Genomic DNA, 24,313 nt, shown 5'->3' on the forward strand with positions numbered 1-24,313 from the left:
GTCCGAAATAGGATAGCCCTGCCGGCGGAAGAGATTAAGCCTGTTTGTTATCCAGCGCTTCCAGCTCGTCGATCAGCCCCTCGATCATCGAAAGCCCCTTGTCCCAGAAAGAGGGATCGGTCGCATCGAGGCCGAAGGGTTTCAGAAGCTCCGAATGGTGCTTGGTGCCGCCTGCCTTCAGAAGCTCGAAATATTTCTCCTGAAAGCCCGTCTCGGCCTTCTGGTAAACCGCATAAAGCGAGTTCACCAGGCAATCGCCGAAGGCATAGGCATAAACATAGAAGGGCGAGTGGATGAAATGGGGGATGTAGGTCCACCATGTCTCGTAGCCCTCGGAAATCCGGATTGCCGGGCCGAGGCTTTCGGCCTGAACGGAAAGCCACAATTCACCGATCTGTTCGGAGGTCAGCTCGCCCTCTTTGCGGGCGGTGTGCAGCTTGCGCTCGAATTCATAGAAGGCGATCTGGCGCACGACCGTATTGATCATGTCCTCGACCTTGCGGGCGAGCATGGCCTTACGCTCGCTGACGTCCCTGGTGTCGTCGAGCAGCTTGCGGAAGGTCAGCATTTCACCGAAGACGGAGGCGGTTTCGGCGAGCGTCAGCGGCGTTGCGCACATCAGGGCGCCCTGTTCGCCGGCAAGCACCTGGTGCACGCCATGGCCAAGCTCATGGGCGAGCGTCATCACGTCGCGCGGCTTGCCGAGATAGTTGACGAGAACGTAAGGATGGGCCGAGGGCACGGTCGGATGCGCGAAGGCGCCCGGCGCCTTGCCGGGGCGGGCGGGGGCGTCGATCCACTCTTCATCGAAGAAACGGCGGGCAATATCGGCCATCTCGGGGGCGAAATTGCCATAGGCGGAAAGCACGGTGTCCTTTGCATCATCCCAGGGAATGATCGTGTTCGATGTATCGGGAAGCGGCGCGTTACGGTCCCAATAATTCATCTGCTCCATGCCGAGCCATTTCGCCTTCATGGCGTAATAACGATGCGAGAGGCGCGGATAGGCCTTCTTGACCGCCGCCGCCAAGGCATCGACCACCTCGCGCTCGACGCGGTTGGCGAGATGGCGGCTATCGGCAATATCCTCGAATTTGCGCCAGCGGTCGGAAATATCCTTGTCCTTGGCAAGCGTGTTGGTGATGAGCGTGAAGACGCGCAGATTGTCCTTGAAGGTGGCGCTCAGCGCCTGAGCCGCCTTCTTTCGGGTTTCCGGCTCCGGCTCCTGCAGCATGTTGAGCGTCACTTCCAGCGGCAGGCTCGCGCCGTCTATGTCGAAACGCAGATCGGCCATCGTCTCGTCGAACAGGCGGTTGAAGGCCGCCGCGCTGGTCATCGATTTTTCGAGGAAAAGCTGTTCCAGCTGGTCGTCGAGCTGGTGCGGTTTGTCCTTGCGCAAATCCACCAGCCAAGGGCGGTAGTGACCCGCTACGGCATCATTCGCCATGCAGGCGTCCATCGTGGCGTCATCGATGCGGTTGAGCTCAAGGGTGAAGAACAGGAGGTGGGAGGAAATATCCGTCAGCTTCGCCTGGGCATCGCCGTAAAGCTTGCCGTTTGCCGGGTTCGACGTATCGGAAAAATAGGTGAGCCCGGCAAAGGAGCCGATGCGGCCGATGAGATCGTCCAGCGCTTCATATTCCTTGAGCGCGGCGCCGATGCCGTTTTCGCCCGTCGCCTTCGCGGCAGCTTCAAGCTTGCCCTTCCATTTCTTCTCGAAAGCCGCCGCCATCGACGCCGCCTTGTCGAGATCGCCATTGTATTCCGGCGAATCGCCCGACGGATAGAGGTCCGAGAGCTTCCAGCCGGGCAGGTCGCCAAGCGCCGGACCGGTGGTTTCGGCAAGGGAGAAGACGGGTTGCGGGGTAGGGCGGTTGAGGGTCATCGAACGTGTCCTTCTGATTATGCGTGCGAAGCATATGGGGACCTTGTTTCCCGCGGCAATGGATAAAATGCAAGCAATTCTCAAAACTGGATGTTCAAGTCTCCCATGCCAGAGTGCGGAATAAGGGACCGCATGAAGCAGGTCCATAAACCGGAAACCGGAGCTAAAAATGACCGCGCATGTTCTCGTGATAGACGATGATCCCGTCCAGCGCCGCCTGCTCAAAAATGCGGTGGAACGTTATGGGCATCTCGCCTTGCTCGCCGAAAACGGCAAGGCGGGGCTGGAATTGCTCAAGCAATATAGCGGCGAGATCAATGTCATCGTCCTCGACCTCATGATGCCTGAAATGGACGGGCTTACCTTTCTCAAAGCTATCGGCGAACTCGGCACCGATGTTCCCGTCATTGTCCAGACGGGGCAGGGCGGCATCGATACCGTCGTGCAGGCCATGCGCGCCGGCGCTTTCGATTTTGTCGTCAAGCCGGTTTCGCCGGAAAGGATCGGCGCCGCCATCTCCAATGCGCTCAAGCTCGACAGGAGAGAGGCAAAGGCCCGCACGGGCCGGCGCGGACGGAGCAATGCAGTGAATTTTACCGATATCGTTTCCGCAAGCCCCGCAATGCTGAGGGTCATTGAACTCGCGCAGCGCGCCGCCCAGTCCAGCATCCCCGTGGTGCTGGAAGGCGAATCCGGTGTGGGCAAGGAAATGGTCGCCCGCGCCATCCAGTCGGCCGGAGACAGGGCGAGCAAGCCGTTCATCACCGTCAATTGCGGCGCCATTCCCCATAATCTCGTGGAAAGCATCCTCTTCGGCCACGAAAAGGGAGCCTTCACAGGCGCGACGGAAAAACATGTCGGCAAATTCATGGAGGCGGATGGCGGCACGGTGTTCCTCGATGAAATCGGCGATCTGCCGCTGGACGTGCAGGTGAAGCTGCTCCGCGCCGTCCAGCAGGGTGAAATCGAAACCGTCGGCTCCGCACGGGTGCAGAAGGTGAATGTGCGGCTGATCTCCGCCACCAACAAGAACCTTATCGAAGAGGTGAAGGAAGGCCGCTTCCGCGAAGACCTTTATTATCGCCTCAATGTCTTCCCGATCACCATTCCGGCGCTGCGCCGCCGCAAGGAAGATATTCCCCATCTGGCGCGGGTTTTTGCCGAGCGCTTTTCGGCGGAACAGAAATTGCCAAATCCCGTCGGCCTCAATGCCAGCGCGCTGGCGCTGCTGACGGCCTATGACTGGCCGGGCAATATCCGCCAGCTCGAAAACGCCGTCTTCCGTGCGGTCGTACTCTCACAGGGCGAGGAACTGTCGGATTCCGATTTTCCGCAGATCGCGCTTCAGCTGCCGGAATTTTCGACCGGTGACGATGCGGACGATGTCATCCGCACACCATCGGGAGCGTCTCTGAAACTTGCGGCCTATTCACCGGCCCCGCCACCGGTCGCTGAAAACCACGCTGTCATCGAGGAGCCGTCGGATATTTCCACCACCATCTACCGGGGTGGAAACCTGATCTCCAGCATGGATGAATCGGGCAATATCCGCAAACTGGCCGAGATCGAGGAGGAGCTCATCCGTTTCGCCCTGCGCTTCTATCGCGGGCAGATGAGTCAGGTCGCCAGAAAGCTTGGTATCGGCCGTTCGACTCTTTACCGAAAGCTGAAAGATTATGGCATCGATCCCGACGATCCCCTTCGAGATGCAGCCTGAGCGCACAACCCCCGTATTCGAGGGCAGATCGTAAATTCGTTAACTTCTGAGCAAGGATATCCGCTTACCGTCTATAAACCTCTTGTTAGTGGCTGATTCACTATGTAGAGGAAGGTTGTATGTGTGTGGCAATTTTGCCATCGTGTCACCGTATTTGACGTTCATTTGAGGCAATGTGACAGAAATTGTCTTCCAGGCGGGGATCGAATTGCCATATCTGCATCGGAATAACGCGCTTTCGACAAAGATCGCGCGCGGCTTGATCAAGGATATATGCACGAAGCTGTCGGCGCGCGCTGTCACCTTTGCCTGCCTGATGCTCGCCGCAATGCCTTTCGTAGGTGTTTCGGCGACGGAAGCCGCCGCCGAGACGCGAAGCCTCAAACTGTATTATATCCATACACGCGAGAAGGCGGTCATCACCTTCAAGCGCAATGGAAAATATGACCAGAAAGGTCTGCAGGAGCTGAACCGCTTCCTGCGCGACTGGCGGCGCAACCAGCCGACACGCATGGACCCGCGCCTTTTCGATCTCGTCTGGGAAGTTTATCGCCGCAGCGGCGCGACCGACTATATCAACGTCGTTTCGGCTTTCCGCTCGCCGGAAACCAACGGTTTGCTGCGCACACGCACCAAGGGTGTCGCGGAAAAAAGCCAGCATATGCTCGGCAAGGCCATGGATTTTTATATCCCCGGTGTGAAGCTTGCCCGTCTTCGTGAAATCGGCATGCAGATGCAGATCGGTGGCGTCGGTTTCTATCCGACGTCGGGCTCTCCCTTCGTGCACATGGATGTCGGCGGCGTTCGCGCCTGGCCGCGCATGAGCCGCCAGGAACTCGTCCGCATCTTCCCGAACGGCAATACGCTGCATCTTCCTTCCGACGGCAAGCCGCTTCCCGGTTATGAGCAGGCGCTCGCCGATTACAAGAAGCGCGTCAGCTCCTCCTCCATTCAGGTTGCTTCCAGTGCCGGTGCCGGCCCTGCCTCATCTGGCGGCGGCAAGCGCAAGACGTTGCTGCAGGCCCTCTTTGGCGGCGGTGACGAGGATGAAGATCCCGATAGCATCGCAGCGCCGGAGCCCGCAGAACGCCCGGCCGTCGCCCGTCCGGCGGCTCCGCAGCAGGCGGCTCCCGAGCCTGAACCCACCATTGCAGTTGCTTCGGCACAGGCGCTTCCCGGCGTGAACGATGCGCCGCTGCCAACGGCTCGACCTGCCTTCGGTAACCAGCCGCCGGCCAATACCGGCCTTGCGACTGCGCTTTATTCGCCGGCCCGCAATGCCGCACAGGATGCCCTGCAGGCAGCGACCACGCCGACTCCGGCTTCCGCGCCGGCCGAGCGCCAGCAATTTGCCGATCTGGCTGAAGTATCCGTGCCGGTGCCCACACTTCTTGGGCCCCGTGGCATGAAAGGTGATGCGGAAGGATCGATCCTGACGGCGTCCGCAGATGGTGCGACACCGGCTGCGACCGGCGAACTCGCTTCTGTTCCGGTTCCTGCCAATCGTCCGGCCGTGGCGGAAGCCCTGCTGGCGGCGGCCAATGCCGATCCAGAAGGTGAGGACGATCTCGCCGAGGCGCAGGAGGATACGCTTTCACCGACGGTTGTTGCGGCTCTTGAACAGAGCGGTCAGGCCGCCCGGTCGCAGGTCCAGTCGGCTGCCATGCCGACAGCCGCGCCATTCCCGGCCGCCGTCAACCATAAGGTTACCGTCGCACCCGCCGAAACGGCCAAGGCCGAACCGCAGGCTGGCTTCGGTGATGCTTTCGACCTGAAACCTGCCATCAATGGCGGCCTCAGCGCCGGCATGCCGACAAAGGGTTCGCGCCCGAGCAGGCAGGATGCCGCCGTTTCCCAGCAGGCCATGGTGGGCGGTGGACGCCTGACGCAGGATCTGATTTCGGATTGGGCGCTCAACCAGAACAAGGGTACGACTGGACGCTCGGTAAAGGCGCCGCGTGTTGTCGCCAACCGCATGCTCAGCAACGACATGTCGGCTTCCGCCACCTCGGCGAGCTTCAAGCCTGGTGCAGTGGCCATCGAATCCAGCCGCTTCAGCACGCCGGTGAAGATGCACTGAGCCTGTTTTCATAAGTAAGACGGCCGAGAGGCCAACAAAAAACCCGCCGTTACCGGCGGGTTTTTTATGCGGGATATTGAAGCTTTAGACGCCGCTCTGGCCATCAGAGCCGATATAGGCGATGCGGACCATATTGGTCGCGCCGGGGGTGCCGAGCGGTACGCCTGCGGAGATGATGATACGATCGCCCGGCTTGCCGAAACCTTCGGAAACCACGATGCGACAAGCGCGGTTCACCATGTCATCGAGGTCGCTGGCATCGCCCGTGACGACGCAGTGCAGGCCCCAGACGACCGACAGGCGGCGTGCGGTCTGGATGATCGGCGACAGCGCGATGATCGGAACCTGCGGCCGTTCGCGCGCGGCGCGCAGGCCGGTCGTGCCCGAGGACGTATAGGTGACGATTGCCGCAAGCTTCAGGGTTTCGGCGATCTGGCGCGCGGCAAGCGAAATGGCGTCGGCGCCGGTCGGTTCCGGCTGGGCGCGCTGCGCATAGATGATATTGGAATAATAGGGGTCCTGCTCCACCGTGCTGGCAATGGAGGCCATGGTGGAAACCGCTTCGACCGGGTAGTCGCCGGAGGCAGATTCAGCAGAAAGCATGATGGCGTCTGCGCCTTCGAAGACGGCGGTGGCGACGTCGGAGACTTCGGCGCGGGTCGGCACAGGCGCAGTGATCATCGATTCCAGCATCTGCGTGGCGACCACGACCGGCTTGCCGGCGCGGCGGCAGGCGCGGGTCAGCTGCTTCTGGATGCCCGGAACGGCTTCCAGCGGCATTTCGACGCCGAGATCGCCACGGGCGACCATCAGCGCGTCGGAAAGCTCGATGATTTCTTCGATGCGCTCGACAGCCTGCGGCTTTTCGATCTTGGACATCAGGCCGACGCGGCCGCGTGCGATCTTGCGAACTTCCGCAAGGTCTTCCGGACGCTGGACGAAGGAAAGCGCTACCCAGTCGACTTCGCCGGTGGCGAGAACGGCGTCGAGATCGACACGGTCCTTGTCGGTCAGAACGCCGACGCCGAGCAGCGTATCGGGCAGGCTGATGCCCTTGCGGTCGGAAATGCGTGTACCGGAAATGACGGTGGTGACGATGCTCTTCCCGTCGCTCTTTTCAGCGCGCAGATGCAGCTTGCCGTCGTCGATCAGCAGGCGATGGCCCGGCTTGACCGCCTCGAGAATTTCCGGATGGGGAAGGAAAACGCGGGTGTTGTCACCAGGCGTGTCGTTATTGTCCAGCGTGAAGCTCTGGCCCGGAACGAGTTCGACCTTGCTTTCGGCGAATTTTCCGACGCGCAGCTTGGGACCCTGCAGGTCGGCCAGAATGCCGATGGGGCGGCCGGTACGGCTCTCGACAGAACGGATACGCTGAATGAGCGTCCGCATCACGTCGTGGCTCGCATGGCTCATGTTGATCCGGAAAAGATCTGCGCCAGCAAGATGCAGCTTCTCGATCATCGCCTCTTCGGAAGAGGCTGGGCCGAGAGTTGCAAGAATTTTGACTTTGCGGTTACGCTTCATCAGTTTTGATTTCCCTGTGTGCCTGGCGTATCGGAGAGCTGGACCATCCAGCTGCCCTGTCTGCCCGTGTCATATTCCTTGAAACCCATTCTCTGGAAGCTGCGGGCAAAACAATCGTCCACGCCGTTGATCTTGAACTCGTTTTCCGCCACGCACATGTTGACGTCACCGGTCCAGCGGCCGCCATGGGCGGCATCTTCGGCATAGAGATAATAATAACGTGACTGCAGCTCACCCTCGATCAGCGTCGCGCAGGTCGAGGAGGGGACCTGCCACCAGCCTTCGCTGACCCAGCCCTCCTGTGCCCTGTAGCCGATTGCGACCCCCACGAGGTTCTGCGTGCTGTTGCACACGCGAAAATCCGCATGCGCGGGCGCCGCGATCATGAACGGGGTCAGAAACAATGCCGCTGCGGAAAAAAGACGGGCGATATGCCGAAAGTGGCGAGGAAGAGCGAGAGATGACTGAGTCACGGCTTCCATCCGGATTCCATGGTTATAATGAACACACTTCTTGGCGTGGCCGCCCAAGAAAGTCAACGCGATTTTAATCGATTATATTGTTCGTGGGATCGTGAGTGCGATAAGGTAGATGGCTGTTCTTTCGCCGCAACTTGCGCCCGGCCTCAAGCCATGCCATCAAGCTTCTCTCCTCAATCCTGCCCCAGAAAATCATCGATGAACGACTTCATACCCTATGAAATCATAGAAGGCGATTATGACAAAGGCATGGTTCTTCTGGCGGACCATGCCATGAACCTCCTGCCGGCACACTACGGCAAACTTGGCCTTCCGCAAACCGCTTTTCATCGCCATATCGCATTTGATATCGGTATAGAGGGGCTGACGCGCTCACTTGCCGCACGCCTTGGCGTGCCGGCGGTGCTCGGGCGGTTTTCCCGGCTGCTCATCGATCCGAATCGCGGCGAGGATGATCCCACTCTCATCATGAAGATTTCCGACGGGGCGATCATCCCTGGCAATCATCCGATTTCGGACGAGGAATGGCAAAGGCGGATCGAGATTTTTCACCGGCCCTATCACAATGCCGTGGATCGTGTGCTGACCGGCGTGGCCGAGGCCTCGGAAGAAGCGCCGCTGGTTCTGTCGCTGCATTCCTACACGCCGTTCTGGAAGGAAACGCCGCGGCCGTGGCATGCGGCGGTTCTGTGGGATACGGATCATCGTGCGGTCGATCCGCTTCTGGCGCATCTGCGGGCCACGGGCGACATCCTCGTCGGTGACAACGAACCCTATGACGGAGCGCTCAAGGGCGATACCATGTATCGCCATTGCATGATGAAGGGCATACCGCATGCGCTTCTCGAGGTTCGGCAGGATCTGATCGCGAATGAAGAGGGGATCGCCGAATGGTCGGACCGGCTCGCTCCCATTTTCGCCGCAATGAACGACGATCCCGTCCTGCATGAATATCAGCTGTTCGCCTCCCGCACCGGCCCCTATTGAGCCTGGAGTTTTGCCATGACGACTGAGAACGACAATCGGCAGGTCGAATTCGAGGCGGCGGCATTTCGCCGTCTCGTGCAGCACCTTCGCGAACGTCACGACGTGCAGAACATCGACCTGATGAATCTCGCGGGCTTTTGCCGCAACTGCCTTTCCAACTGGTACCGGGAAGCGGCCGAGGAGGCCGGCGTTCCCCTCAGCAAGGAAGAGTCCCGGGAAATCGTCTACGGCATGCCCTATGAGGACTGGAAGGAAAAATATCAGGCGGAGGCGAGTGATGCCCAGAAAGCCGCCTTTGAGCAGAACAGGCCCAGGGAATAACCCCGATCGACGGAAACGACTTGACGCGACGCCTTTCAGTGGGCAGTTCACAGGCCGGAATTCTGCTGCCCGTCGGCGGCGACCGGCGAAAGCTTCGCCCGGAAATAATGAACAAGGCTCGCATGCGGGCCGCCAATGAAGGATGACATGATGGACGATACCAGCACCACCGAAACCGTCGCCGCCGCAGAACTGCGCCAGATTATTGAACGGATTGAACGTCTGGAGGAAGAAAAGGCTGCCATTCAGGGCGATATCAAGGATGTCATCGGTGAGGCCAAAGGCCGTGGTTACGATACCAAAGCGATCCGCACCATTATCCGCTTGCGCAAAAAGGACGCCAACGAGCGTATCGAGGAAGAAACCATTCTTCAGACGTATATGGCTGCGCTCGGCATGGAATGATCAACAGCTAGCTGTGGGGCGACTTCCGGGTGCGCCCTGCGGCTAAATCTTATTTTCCAACACGTCCTTGTTGGCGATAAGAAGCTCCAGGATTTTTTCACTTACGAATTTGTGCTCTTTTGACAATTCGGCTTGGCGCTTTTCCGCGGATCGCGAAATCTCTGCAAACATAACGACTGTAAACAGAAACTCCTCGAAACCGCCTGACCGGGTCACTTCGGATGTGGCGCGTTCCGTCGTGAGAGTACGAAACAAATTGCGCTTCTCTTCGTCCGAAACGTGGAATACCAGTTTGTGCGCAAACCTATTCCGTAAGTTATTGACGGCCCTTAGAACATTGCCGAATTCATCACGAAAATATCCCAGCGCCTGACATAGGCTGAGCTTCTCAGCGAACGATCTGTGGCCGTTGAAATATGAGGCGGGATGATCGAGATGCGTGTTCAAAACTTCAGTGACGATGTGATCCAGATAGATATGGGCGACGATGAGTTTCCCCCAATCCTCAGTCACGGAAATTCGATCTATGAACTCGCTTATATCGAAACTCGGATTGTCTCCGATGGAGTTTAAAAGACTTTCGGCTGCTTTAAATTCATTCTGCTCTGCCAAAATAAAGCCCTGCTAAGTCCAATAAATAAAATCAGTGGTATCGAATTCAGCCGCGCGTGCCGGCCAGCTTTTCCGAAAGGTCGACGGCCTCCTTGCGGGCGTCGTTGTCGGCGGGGTAGAGCGCCAGATAACGTTCCCACGCCTTCAGCGCCAGCTCGTCGCGGCCCGAGGCTTCGAGGATATTGGCGAGGCTTGCCAGCGCCGGGAAATAGCGCGGCTCCCTTTCCAGTGTCAGGTTAATATCCGCCATCGCCTTGCGGGTGTCGCCATCGGCAAAATGCACCATGGCGCGGCGATAGGGCGCCTGCACATAGTCCGGATCGAGCAGAATGACCTGGTCGAGAAAATCGTAAGCGGCGGCGTTGCGCTTTTCGTCTGCGGCTTCGCCCGCCCATTGCATCAGCAGGTTGACCGTTGCGCTGCCGGAATCATTCCATTCGGAGGCGATCTGGTTGGCGATGCTGCGCGCCTTGACCGCATTCCGTTCTTTTTTCAGCGATGCGAAAAGCGTGTCGATCGTCTTGGCGGGTGAAGGTGAGTCCGCGACAGCAGGCGGTTGCCCGTCTGCCGCGTGGGCAATGGCAGCCATTCCCGAAAGCGGGAGGCTTGAAAACAGGAAGCCCTGGGCGAGGATGATAGCCGTGCAAAAACGATTTGGGCGCATGGGTTAAAGCTTAACCCGACTGCGCCCAATATCAAATGCAAACTTCTGCTCTGTCAACAAAGTGATCCGCGAGCTTGATCGCGAACCGCAGTCGCAGTCAATCAGCCCTGACGAGCCTTGAAGCGCGGGTTCTGCTTGTTGATGATGTAGACGCGGCCCTTGCGGCGAACCAGGCGGTTATCGCGATGACGGGCCTTAAGCGCTTTAAGCGAATTCTTGATCTTCATTTTACTGGTCCGCAGTTTTGCACGGTTTCTGCCGTGCTTATTCAAACAATCAAAAGCGCGCAACGGGGCGCGCTCTTTTCGGTTGGCAGGCAGATACCCGTTTGAGCCCTGCCTGTCAACACTTGCCCGTGTCTTTGCCTTAAAAGACTAGGCTTTTCCTGTGCGCAAAAGCTCGGTCACATGGCCCATCTTGCGGCCCGGCCGTGCTTCCGTCTTGCCGTAGAGATGCACGAGACAGTCTTTTTTCGACAGCCATGCCGGTACATCGTCGATGTCGTCGCCGATGAGGTTGGTCATGACGCAATCCGAATGGCGATCCGTGCTGCCGGGAGTAAGGCCCGATACGGCCCGGATATGCTGTTCGAATTGCGAGATTACGCAGGCCGCCTCCGTCCAGTGGCCGGTATTGTGAACGCGCGGCGCCATTTCATTGGCGACCAGCGAACCATCCGGCAGGACGAAGAATTCGATGCCGGTGACACCGACATAATCCAGCGCAGCCAGAAGCTTTTCCGCCGATTGCACGGCAACTTCCCTCGCGGCGTCGGAAAGTGCGGCCGGAACGCTGGACGTGTGTAGAATGCCGTTCAGATGAACGTTCTCGGCCGGATCATAGCAGGTAACGGTTCCATCCAGGAAACGGGCGGCGATGATCGAAATTTCCCGCTCGAAGGAGATGAAGCTCTCGAGAATCAGCGGCACGCCGCCGAGCGCCGCAAAAGCGCCTGCGAGGTCTTCCCCACCGCGGAAAAGACGCTGGCCCTTGCCGTCATAACCCATGCGACGGGTTTTCAGAACGCCCTTGCCACCGAAGGCGGCCAATGCGGCCTCCAGCTCTTCCTGGCTGTCCACAGCACGGAAATCAGCAGTCGGGATACCGCAGCCATTGAGGAAGCGCTTTTCCGTCAACCGGTCCTGCGAGGCGCTGAGCGCTTTCGGAGGCGGATAGACGGGAACGGAGAGGCTGAGCTTTTCGGCGGCCGCAACAGGCACGTTCTCGAATTCGTAGGTCACGACATCGCAACGGCTTGCGAGTTCCGCAAGCGCGTTTTCGTCGTCATATTCCGCCACGATCTGCTCGTTGCAGGCCTGCGCAGCCGGACAATCGGCCTGCGGTTCGAGTACGATGGTACGGTGGTTGAGGCGGGCTGCGGCCATCGCCAGCATACGCCCGAGCTGCCCGCCACCGATGATGCCGATGGTCAGGTTGGTCGTCTTTGCCATCACTTTTGTCGTCACTGGGTGCTGTCCATTGGATATTCCGCGACAGCCGCCGACTGGCGCGCACGCCAGGCATCCAGCCGGTCGGCGAGGTCGTCGTCGCTCAGCGCCAGAACCGCGGCGGCAAGAAGGGCCGCATTGATCGCGCCTGCCTTGCCGATGGCGAGCGTGCCAACCGGAATGCCGGCGGGCATCTGCACGATGGAATAGAGGCTGTCCTGACCGGACATGGTCTTGGACTGCACCGGAACGCCGAAGACCGGAAGCGGCGTCATCGAGGCCGTCATGCCCGGCAGGTGGGCAGCACCGCCCGCACCGGCGATGATGACCTTGAAGCCTTCGTCCTTCGCGCTATTGGCGAAGTCATAAAGCCGGTCCGGGGTGCGGTGGGCGGAAATGATGCGGGCTTCGTATTCGATGTCAAGCGCATCCAGCGTATCGGCGGCGTTCTTCATGGTCTCCCAGTCGGACTGGCTGCCCATGATGATGGCGACGGGGGGCGTTTCTGCTGTCACGTAATGTCTCCGGGCTCAGGCGATGATATCGGGAATGACCTGGTCTTCGAGCTGGGTCATCTTGTCCTTGACGGCCAGCTTCTTCTTTTTCATGCGCTGTATTCTCAGCGCATCGCAGCTGGTCTGGATCATCGCGTTGATCGCCGCGTCATAATCCTCATGCTCCTGGCGCAGCCGCGCCAGCGTGAGCCTGATGTCCGCCTGGTCCTGATCGGGCATCTCGTCATCCCCATTTTATGCCAGCCGGATCGGCTCCGGCGCGTCTGTGATCGTTCACGAGCCTCTATCATCAAATCGCGGTAACGGGAAGTTATCCCTTGCGACCAAATTGCCCACTTATTGCCTTCATTTCGCCTTCGACAAGCGGCGCGATCCGTGTCACATTGCCGTCGTAAACCTGAAACTCCAGCGATGGAGAGCTGGAGGTAGGTTCAAAAAGGAAGGACGTGCCGCATGACCATTCAGGCTCATATTGCATCGCTCGAAAAGAAACACGGTGCTCTGGAGGAGGAGCTCGAAAGTATTCTTGCTTCCCCGTCGTCTGACGATAGAGAGATCGCGGACCTTAAACGTCGAAAACTGCGCCTGAAGGATGAACTGCAGAGGCTCAAGGCCTCGACAAGACATTGATTTATGCCAGACCGTCGGCCCTCGATGAATGAGGGGTCGACGGTCTGAGCCTTTCGAGCTCTGGCGGCGAAAACCTGCTGCCAGAGCTTTTTTATTGTCGGATTTAGAACGGCAGCCCGTCCCACAGCAGTTTAAGCGCCGCAATCAGCGCCATGGCATACATGAGTGGGTAAAACACGGCCGGTTTCAGATATTTCACCACCCTGGCGCCGGCAAGCGTCGCCAGCATCGCCACCGGCAGCAGGCTTGCCGATGTCTTGAGGTTGGTGGCGTCCAGTGCGCCGAGCGCGAAATAGGGAATGAGCTTGATCGCATTCATGATGGCGAAGAAACGCACGCTCATGCCGGTATAGGTCTTTGGATCGAGCTTCAGCGGCAGAACATAGATTTGGAAGGGCGGACCGCCCGCGTGCGCCACGAAACTCGCATAACCCGACAGGCTGGACCAGAGGGTTGCAGCAGCGGGTCTTTGTGGCTTGGCCGGAATTTCCTGGCCTTTGCGGCTTTTGAAGCTCTCATAGAAGTAACGCAGTACGAACAGGATCGTGACAGAGGCGACGACGAGACGCATGGCGTCCGCGGAAATGAGGCTCGAGGTCGCCCAGCCGAGCGCGATACCGGCGATTGCGCCCGGCAGCATGATGAGGAGCGTTTCCCGGTGGTTGTAGTGCCGCCAGGCAAAAAGCGCCACGATATCCATGACGATCAGGATCGGCAGGAAGATGGCCGCCGCCTGCACGGGCGATACGGCAAGCGCCATCAGCGGCACGCCCATAAGGGCCAGAGCACCGCCCAGCCCGCCCTTGGAAAGGCCGACGAGCACGACTGCGGGGATGGCGACGAGATAAAAATGAAAATCGGTGAGCATGGATGGACAGTTGATCCTTTCGCCGGTCCGGTTTATCGGATTTGTCATATGAAAACGAGTGCAGATTGCGCGGTAAGCGTCTTCTGTCTGAAATGGACGAACCGATGACCCTAGTTGAAGATCGTTGCCGCCTTGTCCTGATCGTTCCGCAATCGGACGACGCGCAAAAGCAGGCGACAGAGGTGGAAGATGCATTGCGGGGCGGCGATGTCGCTTCCGTCATCATTCCGCAATATGGTCTGGATGACGCCGCTTTCCAGAAACGCGCCGAACTGATCGTGCCGCTTGTCCAGAAGGCAGGTGCGGCAGCGCTCATCGCCGGCGACAGCCGCGTTGCCGGTCGCGTGAAGGCGGATGGCCTGCATGTGGTTGGCAATGGCGAGGCGCTTGCCGAGGCAGTGGAAAAATTCACGCCGAAGCTCATCGTCGGCGGCGGCAATGCGGATGACCGTCACAAGGCGCTGGAGCAGGGCGAGGCCAATCCGGATTATGTGTTTTTCGGCAAGCTCGAAGGCGACATCAAGCCGGAAGCGCACCCCAAAAACCTGGCGCTCGGCGAGTGGTGGGCCTCGATGATCGAAATCCCGGCCATCGTCATGGGTGGTACCGATGTGTCCTCTGTGGTGGCCGTGGCCGAAACCGGTGTGGAGTTCGTGGCGATGCGCAGCGGCGTTTTCGATAACGCCACCGGCGCCGCCCAGGCCGTTTCTGAAATCAACGCCCTGCTTGACGAAAAAGCGCCACGGTTTGACGGTTGATACAGGCGATGATCATGCGCTCGGTTCACCTCTGCCTTTCCGTTTCGCTGTTGGCGCTCGCTTTCGGCGCGCCGGCGGGTGTCGCTTTTGCCCAGTCCGGGCCGCAGAGCGAAAGCAATGCGCTGTCCCGCCAGCTGGAAAATGAGGCTCAGCCGACCCGTCAGGGCCGGGTGCAATCCGAAGAGCAGAAGGACTTGCAGCCGTCGGCAGGCGTGAATGTCTATCAGCGCATGGGCGCGGAATTGCCGGCGCTGCCGCCTGAAAAGGAATTCAAGGGCCGGGTGGACGAAGCTTACGGGCATTTCCAGCGCGGCGAATATGTGCAGGCGCTCGACAAGGCGCTGAACCGCGCGCAGAACGGTGACGCAGCCGCCCAGACGCTGGTGGCGGAAATGATGTCGCGTGGTCTGGGCATCGCCCGTGACGAGAAGACCGCCGCTTTCTGGTACCAGCAGGCGGCTCAGGGTGGCGATCCCGTCGCCATGTTCAAATTCGCGCTGATCCTGATGGAAGGCAAATTCGTCACCCGCGACAAGGCGAAGGCCGACGATTTCATGCGCCGTGCGGCGGAAGCTGGCAACGCCTCTGCCCAGTTCAACTGGGGCCAGATATTGGTTTCGGAAAATCCCGGCGCCAAGGGTCTGCTGATGGCTTTGCCGTTCTATGAGAAATCCGCTGAACAGGGCATTGCCGATGCGCAATATGCGGTGTCGCAGATTTACTGGTCGCTCAAGGATGTGCCGGCCGAGAAGAAGGCAAAGGCGCGGGACTGGCTGACACGGGCCGCGAAGGCGGGCTACGATACTGCGCAGGTCGATCTCGGCATCTGGCTGGTCAATGGTTTCGGCGGTGAGCGCAATCTGGATGAGGGCTTCCGCTGGCTCTATGGTGCGGCACAGCGCGGCAATGTCGTGGCGCAGAACAAAGTGGCGCATCTTTACATTCAGGCGCTCGGCACCCGGCCCGATCCGGTCGAAGCGGCCAAATGGTATGTGCTTTCCCGCCGCGCCGGGCTGAAGGATCCGTCTCTCGAGGACTTTTATCTCGGCATCACCGACGAGCAGCAGAAGAAGGCGATTGAGGCCGCAAATCGTTTCCGCCCGACGTGATGGAAGGGTAGCCTTTCTGCGCTGGCGTTGACCCGTGGGCTTTTTGCCTTGAATTTCCGCGCGTTTTGTGGTCTTGAACCGCAAACTTTCAATTCAAGAAAATAATGACGTGCCTGCCCGGTGAGCTTCCGGGCGGTTCGCAAGCTTTCCAGGAAACAACATCGATGGCCCGTTCAGCCCTTCTCAATGTCATGGTTCAGGCCGCCATCAAGGCGGGTAAGTCTTTGTCGCGTGACTTCGGTGAAGTGCAGAACCTTCAGGTCTCGGTCAAGGGACCGAGCGATTTCGTCTCGCAGGCGGACCTGAAAGCCGAGAAGATCGTGCGCGACGAGCTGATGAAGGCCCGCCCGACCTACGACTTCCTGGGTGAAGAAGGCGGCGAGGAAAAGGGCACGGACGGCGCACATCGCTGGATCGTCGATCCGCTGGATGGCACCACCAACTTCCTGCACGGCATTCCGCATTTCGCGGTTTCCATTGCGCTCGAGCGTAACGGTGAAGTCGTCGCCGGCGTGATCTTCAATCCGGCCACCGACGAACTCTACACTGCCGAGCGCGGTGGCGGCGCGTTCCTCAACGATCGCCGCATCCGCGTCGCTGCGCGCAAGGCGCTGACCGATTGCGTCATCGGTTGCGGCGTGCCGCATCTTGGCCGCGGCAATCACGGCAAGTTCCTGGTCGAACTTCGCCACGTCATGGGGGAGGCAGCCGGCATCCGCCGCATGGGTGCGGCGTCGCTCGATCTCGCCTACGTTGCCGCTGGCCGTCTAGATGGTTACTGGGAAGCCGATCTTTCGCCGTGGGATATGGCGGCAGGCCTCGTGCTGATTCGTGAAGCCGGCGGTTTCGCCTCCGACATCAAGGGCGGCACGGATATCTTCGGCAGCAGCTCCGTCGCTGCCGGCAACGAATATATCCACAAGGCGCTCGTTGAGGTCGCCAACCGTCCCATTCCGGGCCGCTGATTGGTTTTCGGCGGAAAACCTGCCGTTTTCCGCAAGTTTTAGACGCCCGGCGAATATTCGCCGGGCGTTTTTGTTTTCCGTCATCCGGTTCCAGGCTGTTTTCGTGAAACGCCTGTGACGAAAGACCGGCTTTTCGCTTCAAATCGTCGCAATTTTCAAATAGCTTCCGCTGGATAGCTGACCAAAGGGAATGCGAACGTTATGGCGGATTCGGAGCTGCTCGATCTTGGCGTCGAGAAACCGGTGACCACACGGCAATACAGCCACAAGCTGTCCAGCCCGACACCGTTTCTCTGGACGATGGTTCTGTTTCTGGTCCTCGTGGGCTTTCTGGCGGCCATTCTTTACCGGCAGGCCCACACCGCCTTCATGACCAATCCGGGGCTCAACGGCTTCATTCTCGGCGTGTTGGCCATAGGCATCATTCTGGTGTTTACACAGACGATGAGCCTGCGTTCCGAAGTGCGCTGGTTCAATGCCTTTCGCGCTGCCGGCAGCGTCGAAAAGGTCGGCCGTGCGCCCAAGCTGCTTGCGCCGATGAGCACACTGATCGGCAAGCGTGGCGAAGTCCGGCTTTCTGCCGTTACGCAGCGGACGATCCTCGATTCCATCGCGACGCGCCTTGACGAGACGCGTGACACATCGCGTTATCTCGTCGGCCTGCTGGTGTTTCTCGGCCTGCTCGGAACCTTCTGGGGCCTGATCGGCACCATTGGCGCCATCAGCAATGTCATCCAGTCGCTCGATCCAAGCGCCGGCGACAGCAACGATATTCTCGGCTCCCTCAAGGCCGGCCTGACCGCGCCGCTGGCGGGCATGGGAACGGCGTTTTCCTCGTCGCTGCTCGGTCTTTCGGGGTCGCTGATTCTCGGCTTCCTCGATCTTCAGGCCGGCCGCGCCCAGAACCGTTTTTATACACAGCTCGAAAACTGGCTTTCCTCGGTGACGGATACGACGGAAGGGCCGAGGGAGTTCAAGGGCGAACCCGGCGCCGTGGTCAGCACCGAGCGTTCGCTTGCGGCCATGACCAGCCTTGCCGAAGGCATTCAGGGGCTCGTCAAGAACATGCGCAGCGAACAGCAGATGTTGCGTGACTGGATCGAAGCGCAGCAGGAAGAATCGAAATCGCTCCGCCGCACGCTCGACCGGCTGTCGGCGCGGATCGACAGCGACACGAAATCTTCCGGACGCACCCGGCACGATAACGGGAGCGAGTAGCCATGGCGCTTGCGCGCAACCGCCGCCGCGACAGGGGCGTGGATTATTGGCCGGGTTTCGTCGATGCACTGTCGACGCTGCTCATGGCCATCATGTTTCTGCTTACGGTCTTCGTGCTGGCGCAATTCGTTCTGTCGCGGGAAATCACCGGCAAGGACGAGGTGCTGACACGTCTCAACAGCCAGATTGCCGAACTGACCGAACTTCTGGCCATGGAAAAAGGCAACAAGCAGGATATTGAGGACGCGCTCGCGAGCCTGCAATCCACCCTTGCCGCATCCGAAAACGAGCGCTCGCGCCTGCAGTCGCTTCTCGATGCGGGATCTGGCAACAACGCAAGCGCCAATGCCCGGATCGGTAGCCTGACTGGCGAACTGGACGAGCAGCGGCAGGCCAATTCCCGTGCCTCCGCACAGATCGAATTGCTCAACCAGCAGATTGCGGCGCTGAGAGCGCAGATTGCCTCGGTCGAAGCCGCGCTTCAGGCCTCGGAAGCCAAGGATGCCTCTTCTCAGGTCAAGATCGCCGATCTTGGCCGCCGTCTCAATGTCGCGCTGGCGCAGCGGGTGCAGGAACTGAACCGTTATCGGTCCGATTTCTTCGGGCGGCTGCGCGAAATCCTGTCGGACCGCGAAAACATCCGCATCGTTGGCGACCGGTTTGTCTTCCAGTCCGAAGTGCTCTTCCCCTCCGGCGGCAATGAACTCAACCCGGAAGGGCAGGCGGAGATGGAGAAGCTTGCTGTCGCGCTGCTCGATCTCGCCAAGGAAATTCCGGCGGAGATCAACTGGGTGCTGCGCGTGGATGGCCATACGGATAACGTTCAGCTTTCCGGTTCCGGGCGTTATCGAGACAATTGGGAGCTTTCCTCGGCCCGCGCCACCTCGGTGGTGAAATTCCTGATCTCCAAGGGCGTGCCGGCAAACCGGCTGGTCGCCGCCGGCTTCGGCGAATATCAGCCGATTGCCGAAGGCGATACGCCGGAAGCACGGCAGCAGAACCGCCGTATCGAACTCAAGCTCACCGAACGCTAGCACTTATGGAGAATGCATGACGTTTCCAAATGAGCCTTACGCCATTGCTCAACTTGCAATGTCGCAGTTGAAGTCGGCCATTTATCTCTTGCTGAAAGACGCCCAAAGCGTTGGGCTAAAGAACTCTGAAATCGGTCGTGCGCTTGGAATCTACACGGGCCATATGGAACACGAAGGCCATATTTCACGGACATTGTTGTCGATTATGGAGGCAGAGGGCGTGGTAGAGCAGAATAAAGAAACCAAGCTTTGGTCGCTTAAAAAATTTTAGCCACTTCAAGAATTTTATCTCCAACATTCGGGGCGTCTGCGATAGTTTCTAAATTTACGTTCGCGTAAAAGTAATTCCGTCATATCTGGGAGGGGCTGATGGAAGGCTATGATGTGATCGTTGTCGGTGCGGGGCTTGCCGGGCTGGTGGCGGCAACCGAGGCGGCTGAGCGGGGTTTCAGCGTCTGCGTCGTGGATCAGGAGGGCGCGCAGAACCTTGGCGGGCAGGCCTTCTGGTCGCTGGGCGGACTGTTTTTCATCGATAGTCCCGAACAGCGCCGGATGCGGGTGCGAGACAGTCTCGATCTTGCAAGACAGGACTGGCTCGGTTCGGCCGGTTTCGACCGTCCGGAGGATTATTGACCGCGCCGCTGGGCGGAGGCTTATCTCGATTTTGCTGCCGGTGAGAAACGCGAATGGCTGCACCGCATGGGCATGCGCTGGTTTCCCGTTGTTGGCTGGGCCGAGCGCGGCGGCAGCCTCGCCCACGGCCATGGCAATTCCGTTCCGCGTTTCCATGTAACCTGGGGCACGGGTCCGGGCGTACTTGCACCTTTCGTAAAAAAGGCGAAGGCCATGGCGGCAACCGGCCGGCTAACCTTTCGCTTTCGCCACCGGGTTGATCGTCTGGAGATCGCCGAAGGCCGGGTGACCGGTGTTTCAGGCTCCGTTCTTGCACCCGACCAGGTGCAGCGCGGGCAGGAGAGCAGCCGGGAAGAGCAGGGCGATTTTGTCTTCTCCGCTGCGGCGGTCATCGTCAGTTCCGGCGGCATCGGCGGCAATCAGGAACTGGTGCGGCGCAACTGGCCGGTGGAACGGTTGGGCGAGCCTCCTGCCAGCATGGTCTGCGGTGTTCCCGCGCATGTGGATGGCCGCATGATCGCCATTACGGAAACCGCCGGCGGAGCCGTCATCAATCGTGACCGCATGTGGCATTATACCGAGGGCGTGAAGAACCACGATCCGATCTGGCCGGGTCACGGTATCCGCATCCTGCCCGGCCCCTCGTCCTTCTGGTGCGATGCGGATGGAAACCGCCTTGCCGCCCCCGCCATGCCGGGTTTCGATACGCTCGGCACGCTAAAAATGCTGGGCGAACGCGGCAGCGGCCATAGCTGGTTCATTCTGACCAAGGCGATCATCAAGAAGGAATTTGCGCTTTCAGGCTCGGAGCAGAATCCGGATCTGACTGGCAAGGATATAAGGCTGCTGCTCAAGAGGTTGGGCAAGGAACCGCCGGGGCCGGTGCGTGCCTTCATGGAGCGCGGCGAAGATTTCGCCGTCCGGGATACGCTCGAAGAACTCGTGACGGCGATGAATGCCATCAGCGGCGACGACCGGCTGCATATAGACCATATCCGTCATCAGATAGAGGCGCGCGACCGCGAAATCGAAAACGGTTTCAGCAAGGATGCGCAGGTAACGGCGATACACGGGGCGCGCCGTTATCTCGGTGACCGGCTGATGCGGACGGCAAAACCGCACCGGCTGCTTGATCCGGCAATGGGGCCGCTGATTGCCGTGCGGCTGCATGTGCTGACGCGCAAGACGCTTGGTGGCCTCCACACCGATCTTGAGGGTCGGGTGCTGGCTGCTGCCGGTGCGCCGGTGCCGGGCCTTTATGCCGCCGGCGAAGTGGCGGGTTTCGGTGGCGGCGGCATGCATGGTTATAATGCGCTGGAGGGCACGTTCCTTGGCGGATGCCTGTTTTCCGGCCGCGTTGCGGGGCGCAAAGTGCTGGCGTGATCTAGGCCTGGGCGCGCAATTCGTCCGGCCCGGTCTGGAATTGCAGCCGGGCAAGCCGCGCATAAAGGCCATTCTGGCGAATGAGGCTCTGATGCGTGCCTTCTTCGATGATGCGGCCCTCATCCATCACCAGAATACGGTCGGCCTTCAACACGGTGGCGAGGCGATGGGCGATGACGATGGTGGTGCGGGTTTTCATCAGCTCATCGAGCGCCTTCTGCACCAGCGTTTCGCTTTCCGCATCCAGCGCCGAGGTGGCTTCGTCCAGCAGCAGGATTGGCGCATTGCGCAGGATGGCGCGGGCAATGGCGATGCGCTGGCGTTGGCCGCCGGAAAGCGTCACGCCGCGCTCGCCCACCTGCGTATCATATCCGTCGGTGAGACGTTCGATGAAGCTGTCGGCCTGTGCGGCGATGGCGGCGGCCCGCACCTCCTCGCGTGTCGCGTCAGGTCGGCCAAAGGCGATATTATCGTGGATGGAGGAGGCGAATATCGCCACATCCTGCGGAACGATGGACAGGCGCGCGCGCAGATCGGCAAGGGTGACGTCGCGAATATCCGTGCCATCGACGGTGATGTGGCCCTGCTGCGGATCGTAAAAGCGCATCAGCAGGGAAAAAACCGTGCTCTTGCCCGCACCGGAAGGTCCGACGATGGCGACGGTTTCGCCGGCGCTGACTTTGAAGGAGAGGCCGGAAACGATCGGCCGTCCTGTCGCGAGCGGATAAACGAAATCGACATTCTCGAATTCCGCCTCGCCGCGCGGCGGTTGCGGCATGGCGACGGGCGATATGGGTTCCGCGACGGGCGAGTGCTCGTTCAGCAGTTCGGAGAGCCGTTCTGCCGCACCGCCCGCCTGCGCCAGTTCACCCCAGACTTCCGAGAGCTGACCGAGACCGCTTGCCGCGATGACCGAATAAAGCACGAACTGGCCGAGCGTACCGGCCGTCATAGTGCCCGAGAGCACGCTTTGCGCGCCATACCAGAGAATGCCGACGACGCTGCCGAAGACGAGCGCAATGGCAACGGCGGTGAGGATGGAGCGGGCGCCGATGGCGGCGCGTGCGCCCTGATAGGCGGCTTCCACGGAGGCTCCATAACGGGCATTCGCCAGCACCTCGGCATTAAAGGACTGCACGGTGCGGCTCGCCGCAATCGTCTCGGAAGCATAGGCGGCGGAATTGGCCAATGTGTCCTGCGTGGTGCGGGAGCGGGCGCGAACCGAGCGTCCGAAGGCGATCAGCGGAAAAACGATGAAGGGAATGGCAAGCAGCGCAAGGCCGGAAAGGCCGGGGCTGGTATAGATCATCATCGCCACCGCTCCGCAGCACATGATGATATTGCGCAGCGCTACCGAGGCGGACGAGCCAAAAGCCGAGCGAATCTGCACGGTATCGGCGGTCAGCCGCGAGGTCAGCTCGCCGGATCGATTGCTATCGAAAAACTGCTGCGACAAGGTGGTGAGGTGGGCAAAGACATCGCGGCGCAGATCGGCGACGACCCTTTCACCGATGGTCATGACGTAATAATAACGCATGGCGCTGGCGAGCGCGAGGACTACCGCAATCGCCAGAAGCATGGCGAAATAGCTGTTGATCATGCCGCCGTCCGGCGTCTGGAAACCGTGATCGATAATGCGGCGAACGGCAAGCGGCAGGGCGAGTGTCGTGGCGGAAGAAAGCACGAGAGCGAAAAGGGCAGCCGCCATCAGGCCGCGGTAACGCCGGAGATAGGGAAACAGGCCAAGAAGCGGCTTCAGGCTTCGTTGTTTCGCCGCTTTCTGCTCGTCAATGTCTGCCACGTCCTCTATGCTCCTCATTCCCTGCCGTTTTGGGCCTTTTGCGGGTGAATTTCCGGTGTGCGGTAAAATTCCCGCCCCTTTGGCCATCTCCTTTCACAAGGGGATAGCAGGCTCTTGTTATCTGGGCGACCTTCATGTATAGGCTCCGCATCGAATTGGGAAGCCATAGCCCATCTGGTCTATGGCTTCATTTATTGAAATGGGTCAGTTGACGCAATTGCGGCAAATGGACCGCACGTCACTTAACCAGGAAGATTGTCATGAAGGCTGATATCCATCCCGATTATCACACGATCAAGGTGGTCATGACCGATGGCACCGAATACGAAACCCGCTCCACCTGGGGTTCGGAAGGCGCCGTCATGAACCTTGAAATCGACCCCAAGTCCCATCCGGCATGGACGGGCGGCAACCAGCAGCTTATGGACCGCGGTGGTCGCGTTTCCAAGTTCAACAAGCGTTTCGGCGGCCTCGGCCTCTGATCCTCTTGCGGACGGATTGTTTAAAAAAAGCCCGGTTTTGCCGGGCTTTTTTGTTGCCATTTTTCGGCGATGGCGCTCGCGCCCCCGTAGCACGCAAAAGAAAAAAGCAGGCCGGTGAGCCTGCTTTTCAAATTGTCCGGATAAGGTCGTCTTTTCTCAGTTGATCGAGAAAGCCGTGCGCAGGAGGTTGAGCTGCGCCTGCACGCTGTTTTCATTGTCCGGCACCTTGGCGGCTTCGGACGGGCGATAGATTTCGCGGTCGAGCAGGGCGATGCGGTTCTGGAGACGCAGCGAGCGCTCGATGAGGTCGCGGAAGGATTCCGGCAGGTCGTTCCAGCCGGGCGCATTGCGGTCGACGTTGAAGCTGTCGAGTCGCACCTTGTTCTTTTCGCTCAGAACCTGATCGCGCGTCATTTCACCGTTGTTGACGGCGCGCTGCAGAAGCAGCCAGGAGGCCATCTGCATCAGGCGGGTGGTGAGGCGCATCGATTCCGCCGCATAAAGAACCGAGGCCATGCGCGGCAGCACCTTGGAGGCGGCGCGGCCGGCGCCGTCGAGATAACTTGCCGTTTCCTCAACCAAGGTCATGCCTTCGGTATAGAGGGTCTTGAACTGGTTGGAAGCAGCTGCGCGACCCGCAAAGCTTATGGTATTTAAAACCTGTTCCGACATTTTCTTTAAATCCCTGCTCACGCACCACACTGTCAGGCAACGACGACGCGGATATTTTGTTCCGGCCTTTAGTGTTTTCAGGATGGTATCTTTACCTGAAATGCGCAAGGCAATTATTAAAGA

Annotated in this window: 25 protein-coding genes and 1 pseudogene; 14 read left to right on the forward strand and 12 right to left on the reverse strand. The window is 59.7% G+C overall.

The window, feature by feature from the left end; all coding sequences use genetic code 11:
* Window positions 1-34: 34 nt before the first annotated feature.
* The gene (locus ACQZ40_RS06835; RefSeq protein WP_448747633.1) at window positions 35-1,885 is read right to left on the reverse strand and encodes a M3 family oligoendopeptidase; all 1,851 of its coding nucleotides are present in this window, start codon (window positions 1,883-1,885) and stop codon (window positions 35-37) included.
* A gap of 169 nt (window positions 1,886-2,054) precedes the next feature.
* Here ACQZ40_RS06835 and ACQZ40_RS06840 point away from each other — a divergent pair, with 169 nt between their 5' ends.
* Both ACQZ40_RS06840 and ACQZ40_RS06845 read left to right on the forward strand, forming a co-directional pair.
* Window positions 2,055-3,602, forward strand: a complete 1,548-nt coding sequence (locus ACQZ40_RS06840) for a sigma-54-dependent transcriptional regulator (protein WP_448747634.1) — start codon at window positions 2,055-2,057, stop codon at window positions 3,600-3,602.
* 175 nt (window positions 3,603-3,777) lie between these two features.
* The gene (locus tag ACQZ40_RS06845) at window positions 3,778-5,682 is read left to right on the forward strand and encodes a DUF882 domain-containing protein (protein WP_174040058.1); all 1,905 of its coding nucleotides are present in this window, start codon (window positions 3,778-3,780) and stop codon (window positions 5,680-5,682) included.
* A gap of 84 nt (window positions 5,683-5,766) precedes the next feature.
* Here ACQZ40_RS06845 and pyk read toward each other — a convergent pair whose 3' ends face one another.
* Complete coding sequence (gene pyk, locus ACQZ40_RS06850) at window positions 5,767-7,206, reverse strand: pyruvate kinase (protein ID WP_174040057.1); 1,440 nt, start codon at window positions 7,204-7,206, stop codon at window positions 5,767-5,769.
* A complete protein-coding gene (locus ACQZ40_RS06855; RefSeq protein ID WP_020012242.1) occupies window positions 7,206-7,592 on the reverse strand; it encodes a DUF1036 domain-containing protein in 387 nt (128 codons plus the stop codon). The genes pyk and ACQZ40_RS06855 overlap by 1 nt, the downstream gene beginning before the upstream one ends.
* Before the next feature lie 291 nt (window positions 7,593-7,883).
* Between ACQZ40_RS06855 and ACQZ40_RS06860 the strand changes: the two genes are divergently transcribed.
* The 3 genes from ACQZ40_RS06860 (at window position 7,884) to ACQZ40_RS06870 (ending at window position 9,398) form a co-directional block, all read left to right on the forward strand.
* A complete protein-coding gene (locus ACQZ40_RS06860; protein ID WP_020012241.1) occupies window positions 7,884-8,672 on the forward strand; it encodes an N-formylglutamate amidohydrolase in 789 nt (262 codons plus the stop codon).
* A 15-nt stretch (window positions 8,673-8,687) separates the two neighbouring features.
* Complete coding sequence (locus ACQZ40_RS06865; RefSeq protein WP_080857481.1) at window positions 8,688-8,993, forward strand: DUF1244 domain-containing protein; 306 nt, start codon at window positions 8,688-8,690, stop codon at window positions 8,991-8,993.
* A gap of 147 nt (window positions 8,994-9,140) precedes the next feature.
* On the forward strand, window positions 9,141-9,398 hold the full coding sequence (locus ACQZ40_RS06870; RefSeq protein ID WP_026364047.1) for a DUF2312 domain-containing protein: 258 nt from the start codon (window positions 9,141-9,143) through the stop codon (window positions 9,396-9,398).
* Window positions 9,399-9,440: 42 nt separating this feature from the next.
* On the opposite strand, the gene ACQZ40_RS06875 is transcribed toward ACQZ40_RS06870, so the two are convergent.
* The 6 genes from ACQZ40_RS06875 to ACQZ40_RS06900 all read right to left on the reverse strand — a co-directional run bounded on the left by ACQZ40_RS06875 (window position 9,441) and on the right by ACQZ40_RS06900 (window position 12,856).
* Window positions 9,441-10,010: a hypothetical protein gene (locus ACQZ40_RS06875; protein WP_448747635.1), complete on the reverse strand. Its 570-nt coding sequence runs from the start codon at window positions 10,008-10,010 to the stop codon at window positions 9,441-9,443.
* Window positions 10,011-10,056: 46 nt separating this feature from the next.
* Window positions 10,057-10,674, reverse strand: a complete 618-nt coding sequence (locus tag ACQZ40_RS06880) for a hypothetical protein (protein ID WP_448747636.1) — start codon at window positions 10,672-10,674, stop codon at window positions 10,057-10,059.
* Between the two features lie 101 nt (window positions 10,675-10,775).
* Window positions 10,776-10,901, reverse strand: coding sequence for a type B 50S ribosomal protein L36 (gene ykgO, locus ACQZ40_RS06885; RefSeq protein WP_003497670.1), 126 nt, complete (start codon window positions 10,899-10,901; stop codon window positions 10,776-10,778).
* A 147-nt stretch (window positions 10,902-11,048) separates the two neighbouring features.
* Window positions 11,049-12,125 (reverse strand): 5-(carboxyamino)imidazole ribonucleotide synthase, encoded by a 1,077-nt coding sequence (locus ACQZ40_RS06890; protein WP_448747637.1) that lies wholly within the window; start codon window positions 12,123-12,125, stop codon window positions 11,049-11,051.
* Between the two features lie 11 nt (window positions 12,126-12,136).
* Window positions 12,137-12,637, reverse strand: coding sequence for a 5-(carboxyamino)imidazole ribonucleotide mutase (gene purE, locus ACQZ40_RS06895; RefSeq protein WP_065656506.1), 501 nt, complete (start codon window positions 12,635-12,637; stop codon window positions 12,137-12,139).
* A gap of 15 nt (window positions 12,638-12,652) precedes the next feature.
* Window positions 12,653-12,856: a YdcH family protein gene (locus ACQZ40_RS06900; RefSeq protein WP_003497661.1), complete on the reverse strand. Its 204-nt coding sequence runs from the start codon at window positions 12,854-12,856 to the stop codon at window positions 12,653-12,655.
* A 234-nt stretch (window positions 12,857-13,090) separates the two neighbouring features.
* Here ACQZ40_RS06900 and ACQZ40_RS06905 point away from each other — a divergent pair, with 234 nt between their 5' ends.
* Complete coding sequence (locus ACQZ40_RS06905; RefSeq protein WP_003506164.1) at window positions 13,091-13,267, forward strand: YdcH family protein; 177 nt, start codon at window positions 13,091-13,093, stop codon at window positions 13,265-13,267.
* Between the two features lie 103 nt (window positions 13,268-13,370).
* On the opposite strand, the gene ACQZ40_RS06910 is transcribed toward ACQZ40_RS06905, so the two are convergent.
* Window positions 13,371-14,135 (reverse strand): sulfite exporter TauE/SafE family protein, encoded by a 765-nt coding sequence (locus tag ACQZ40_RS06910; RefSeq protein WP_003520365.1) that lies wholly within the window; start codon window positions 14,133-14,135, stop codon window positions 13,371-13,373.
* A 104-nt stretch (window positions 14,136-14,239) separates the two neighbouring features.
* Between ACQZ40_RS06910 and ACQZ40_RS06915 the strand changes: the two genes are divergently transcribed.
* The 7 genes and pseudogenes from ACQZ40_RS06915 to ACQZ40_RS06945 all read left to right on the forward strand — a co-directional run bounded on the left by ACQZ40_RS06915 (window position 14,240) and on the right by ACQZ40_RS06945 (window position 21,235).
* The gene (locus ACQZ40_RS06915; protein WP_065656695.1) at window positions 14,240-14,893 is read left to right on the forward strand and encodes a thiamine phosphate synthase; all 654 of its coding nucleotides are present in this window, start codon (window positions 14,240-14,242) and stop codon (window positions 14,891-14,893) included.
* A gap of 8 nt (window positions 14,894-14,901) precedes the next feature.
* Window positions 14,902-16,002 carry a tetratricopeptide repeat protein gene (locus ACQZ40_RS06920; RefSeq protein WP_035262893.1) on the forward strand — a complete coding sequence of 367 codons (1,101 nt, stop codon included), beginning with the start codon at window positions 14,902-14,904 and terminating at the stop codon, window positions 16,000-16,002.
* Window positions 16,003-16,166: 164 nt separating this feature from the next.
* The gene (locus ACQZ40_RS06925) at window positions 16,167-16,967 is read left to right on the forward strand and encodes an inositol monophosphatase family protein (protein WP_003520360.1); all 801 of its coding nucleotides are present in this window, start codon (window positions 16,167-16,169) and stop codon (window positions 16,965-16,967) included.
* A gap of 201 nt (window positions 16,968-17,168) precedes the next feature.
* The gene (locus ACQZ40_RS06930; RefSeq protein ID WP_065656504.1) at window positions 17,169-18,185 is read left to right on the forward strand and encodes a flagellar motor protein MotA; all 1,017 of its coding nucleotides are present in this window, start codon (window positions 17,169-17,171) and stop codon (window positions 18,183-18,185) included.
* A gap of 2 nt (window positions 18,186-18,187) precedes the next feature.
* Window positions 18,188-19,219 (forward strand): peptidoglycan -binding protein, encoded by a 1,032-nt coding sequence (locus ACQZ40_RS06935; RefSeq protein WP_078052040.1) that lies wholly within the window; start codon window positions 18,188-18,190, stop codon window positions 19,217-19,219.
* 16 nt (window positions 19,220-19,235) lie between these two features.
* Window positions 19,236-19,490 (forward strand): hypothetical protein, encoded by a 255-nt coding sequence (locus ACQZ40_RS06940; protein ID WP_448747638.1) that lies wholly within the window; start codon window positions 19,236-19,238, stop codon window positions 19,488-19,490.
* A 98-nt stretch (window positions 19,491-19,588) separates the two neighbouring features.
* Window positions 19,589-21,235 (forward strand): annotated as a pseudogene (locus ACQZ40_RS06945) (FAD-binding dehydrogenase).
* A gap of 1 nt (window position 21,236) precedes the next feature.
* Here the strand turns inward: ACQZ40_RS06945 and ACQZ40_RS06950 are convergent.
* Complete coding sequence (locus ACQZ40_RS06950) at window positions 21,237-23,036, reverse strand: ABC transporter transmembrane domain-containing protein (protein WP_448747639.1); 1,800 nt, start codon at window positions 23,034-23,036, stop codon at window positions 21,237-21,239.
* A gap of 260 nt (window positions 23,037-23,296) precedes the next feature.
* On the opposite strand from ACQZ40_RS06950, the gene rpmE reads away from it, so the two are divergent.
* Complete coding sequence (gene rpmE, locus ACQZ40_RS06955; RefSeq protein ID WP_003497640.1) at window positions 23,297-23,518, forward strand: 50S ribosomal protein L31; 222 nt, start codon at window positions 23,297-23,299, stop codon at window positions 23,516-23,518.
* Window positions 23,519-23,674: 156 nt separating this feature from the next.
* Here rpmE and rcdA read toward each other — a convergent pair whose 3' ends face one another.
* The gene (gene rcdA / locus ACQZ40_RS06960) at window positions 23,675-24,190 is read right to left on the reverse strand and encodes a protease adaptor protein RcdA (RefSeq protein ID WP_003506184.1); all 516 of its coding nucleotides are present in this window, start codon (window positions 24,188-24,190) and stop codon (window positions 23,675-23,677) included.
* Window positions 24,191-24,313 lie beyond the last annotated feature (123 nt).

The organism is Agrobacterium sp. 16-172Ci (assembly GCF_053522725.1).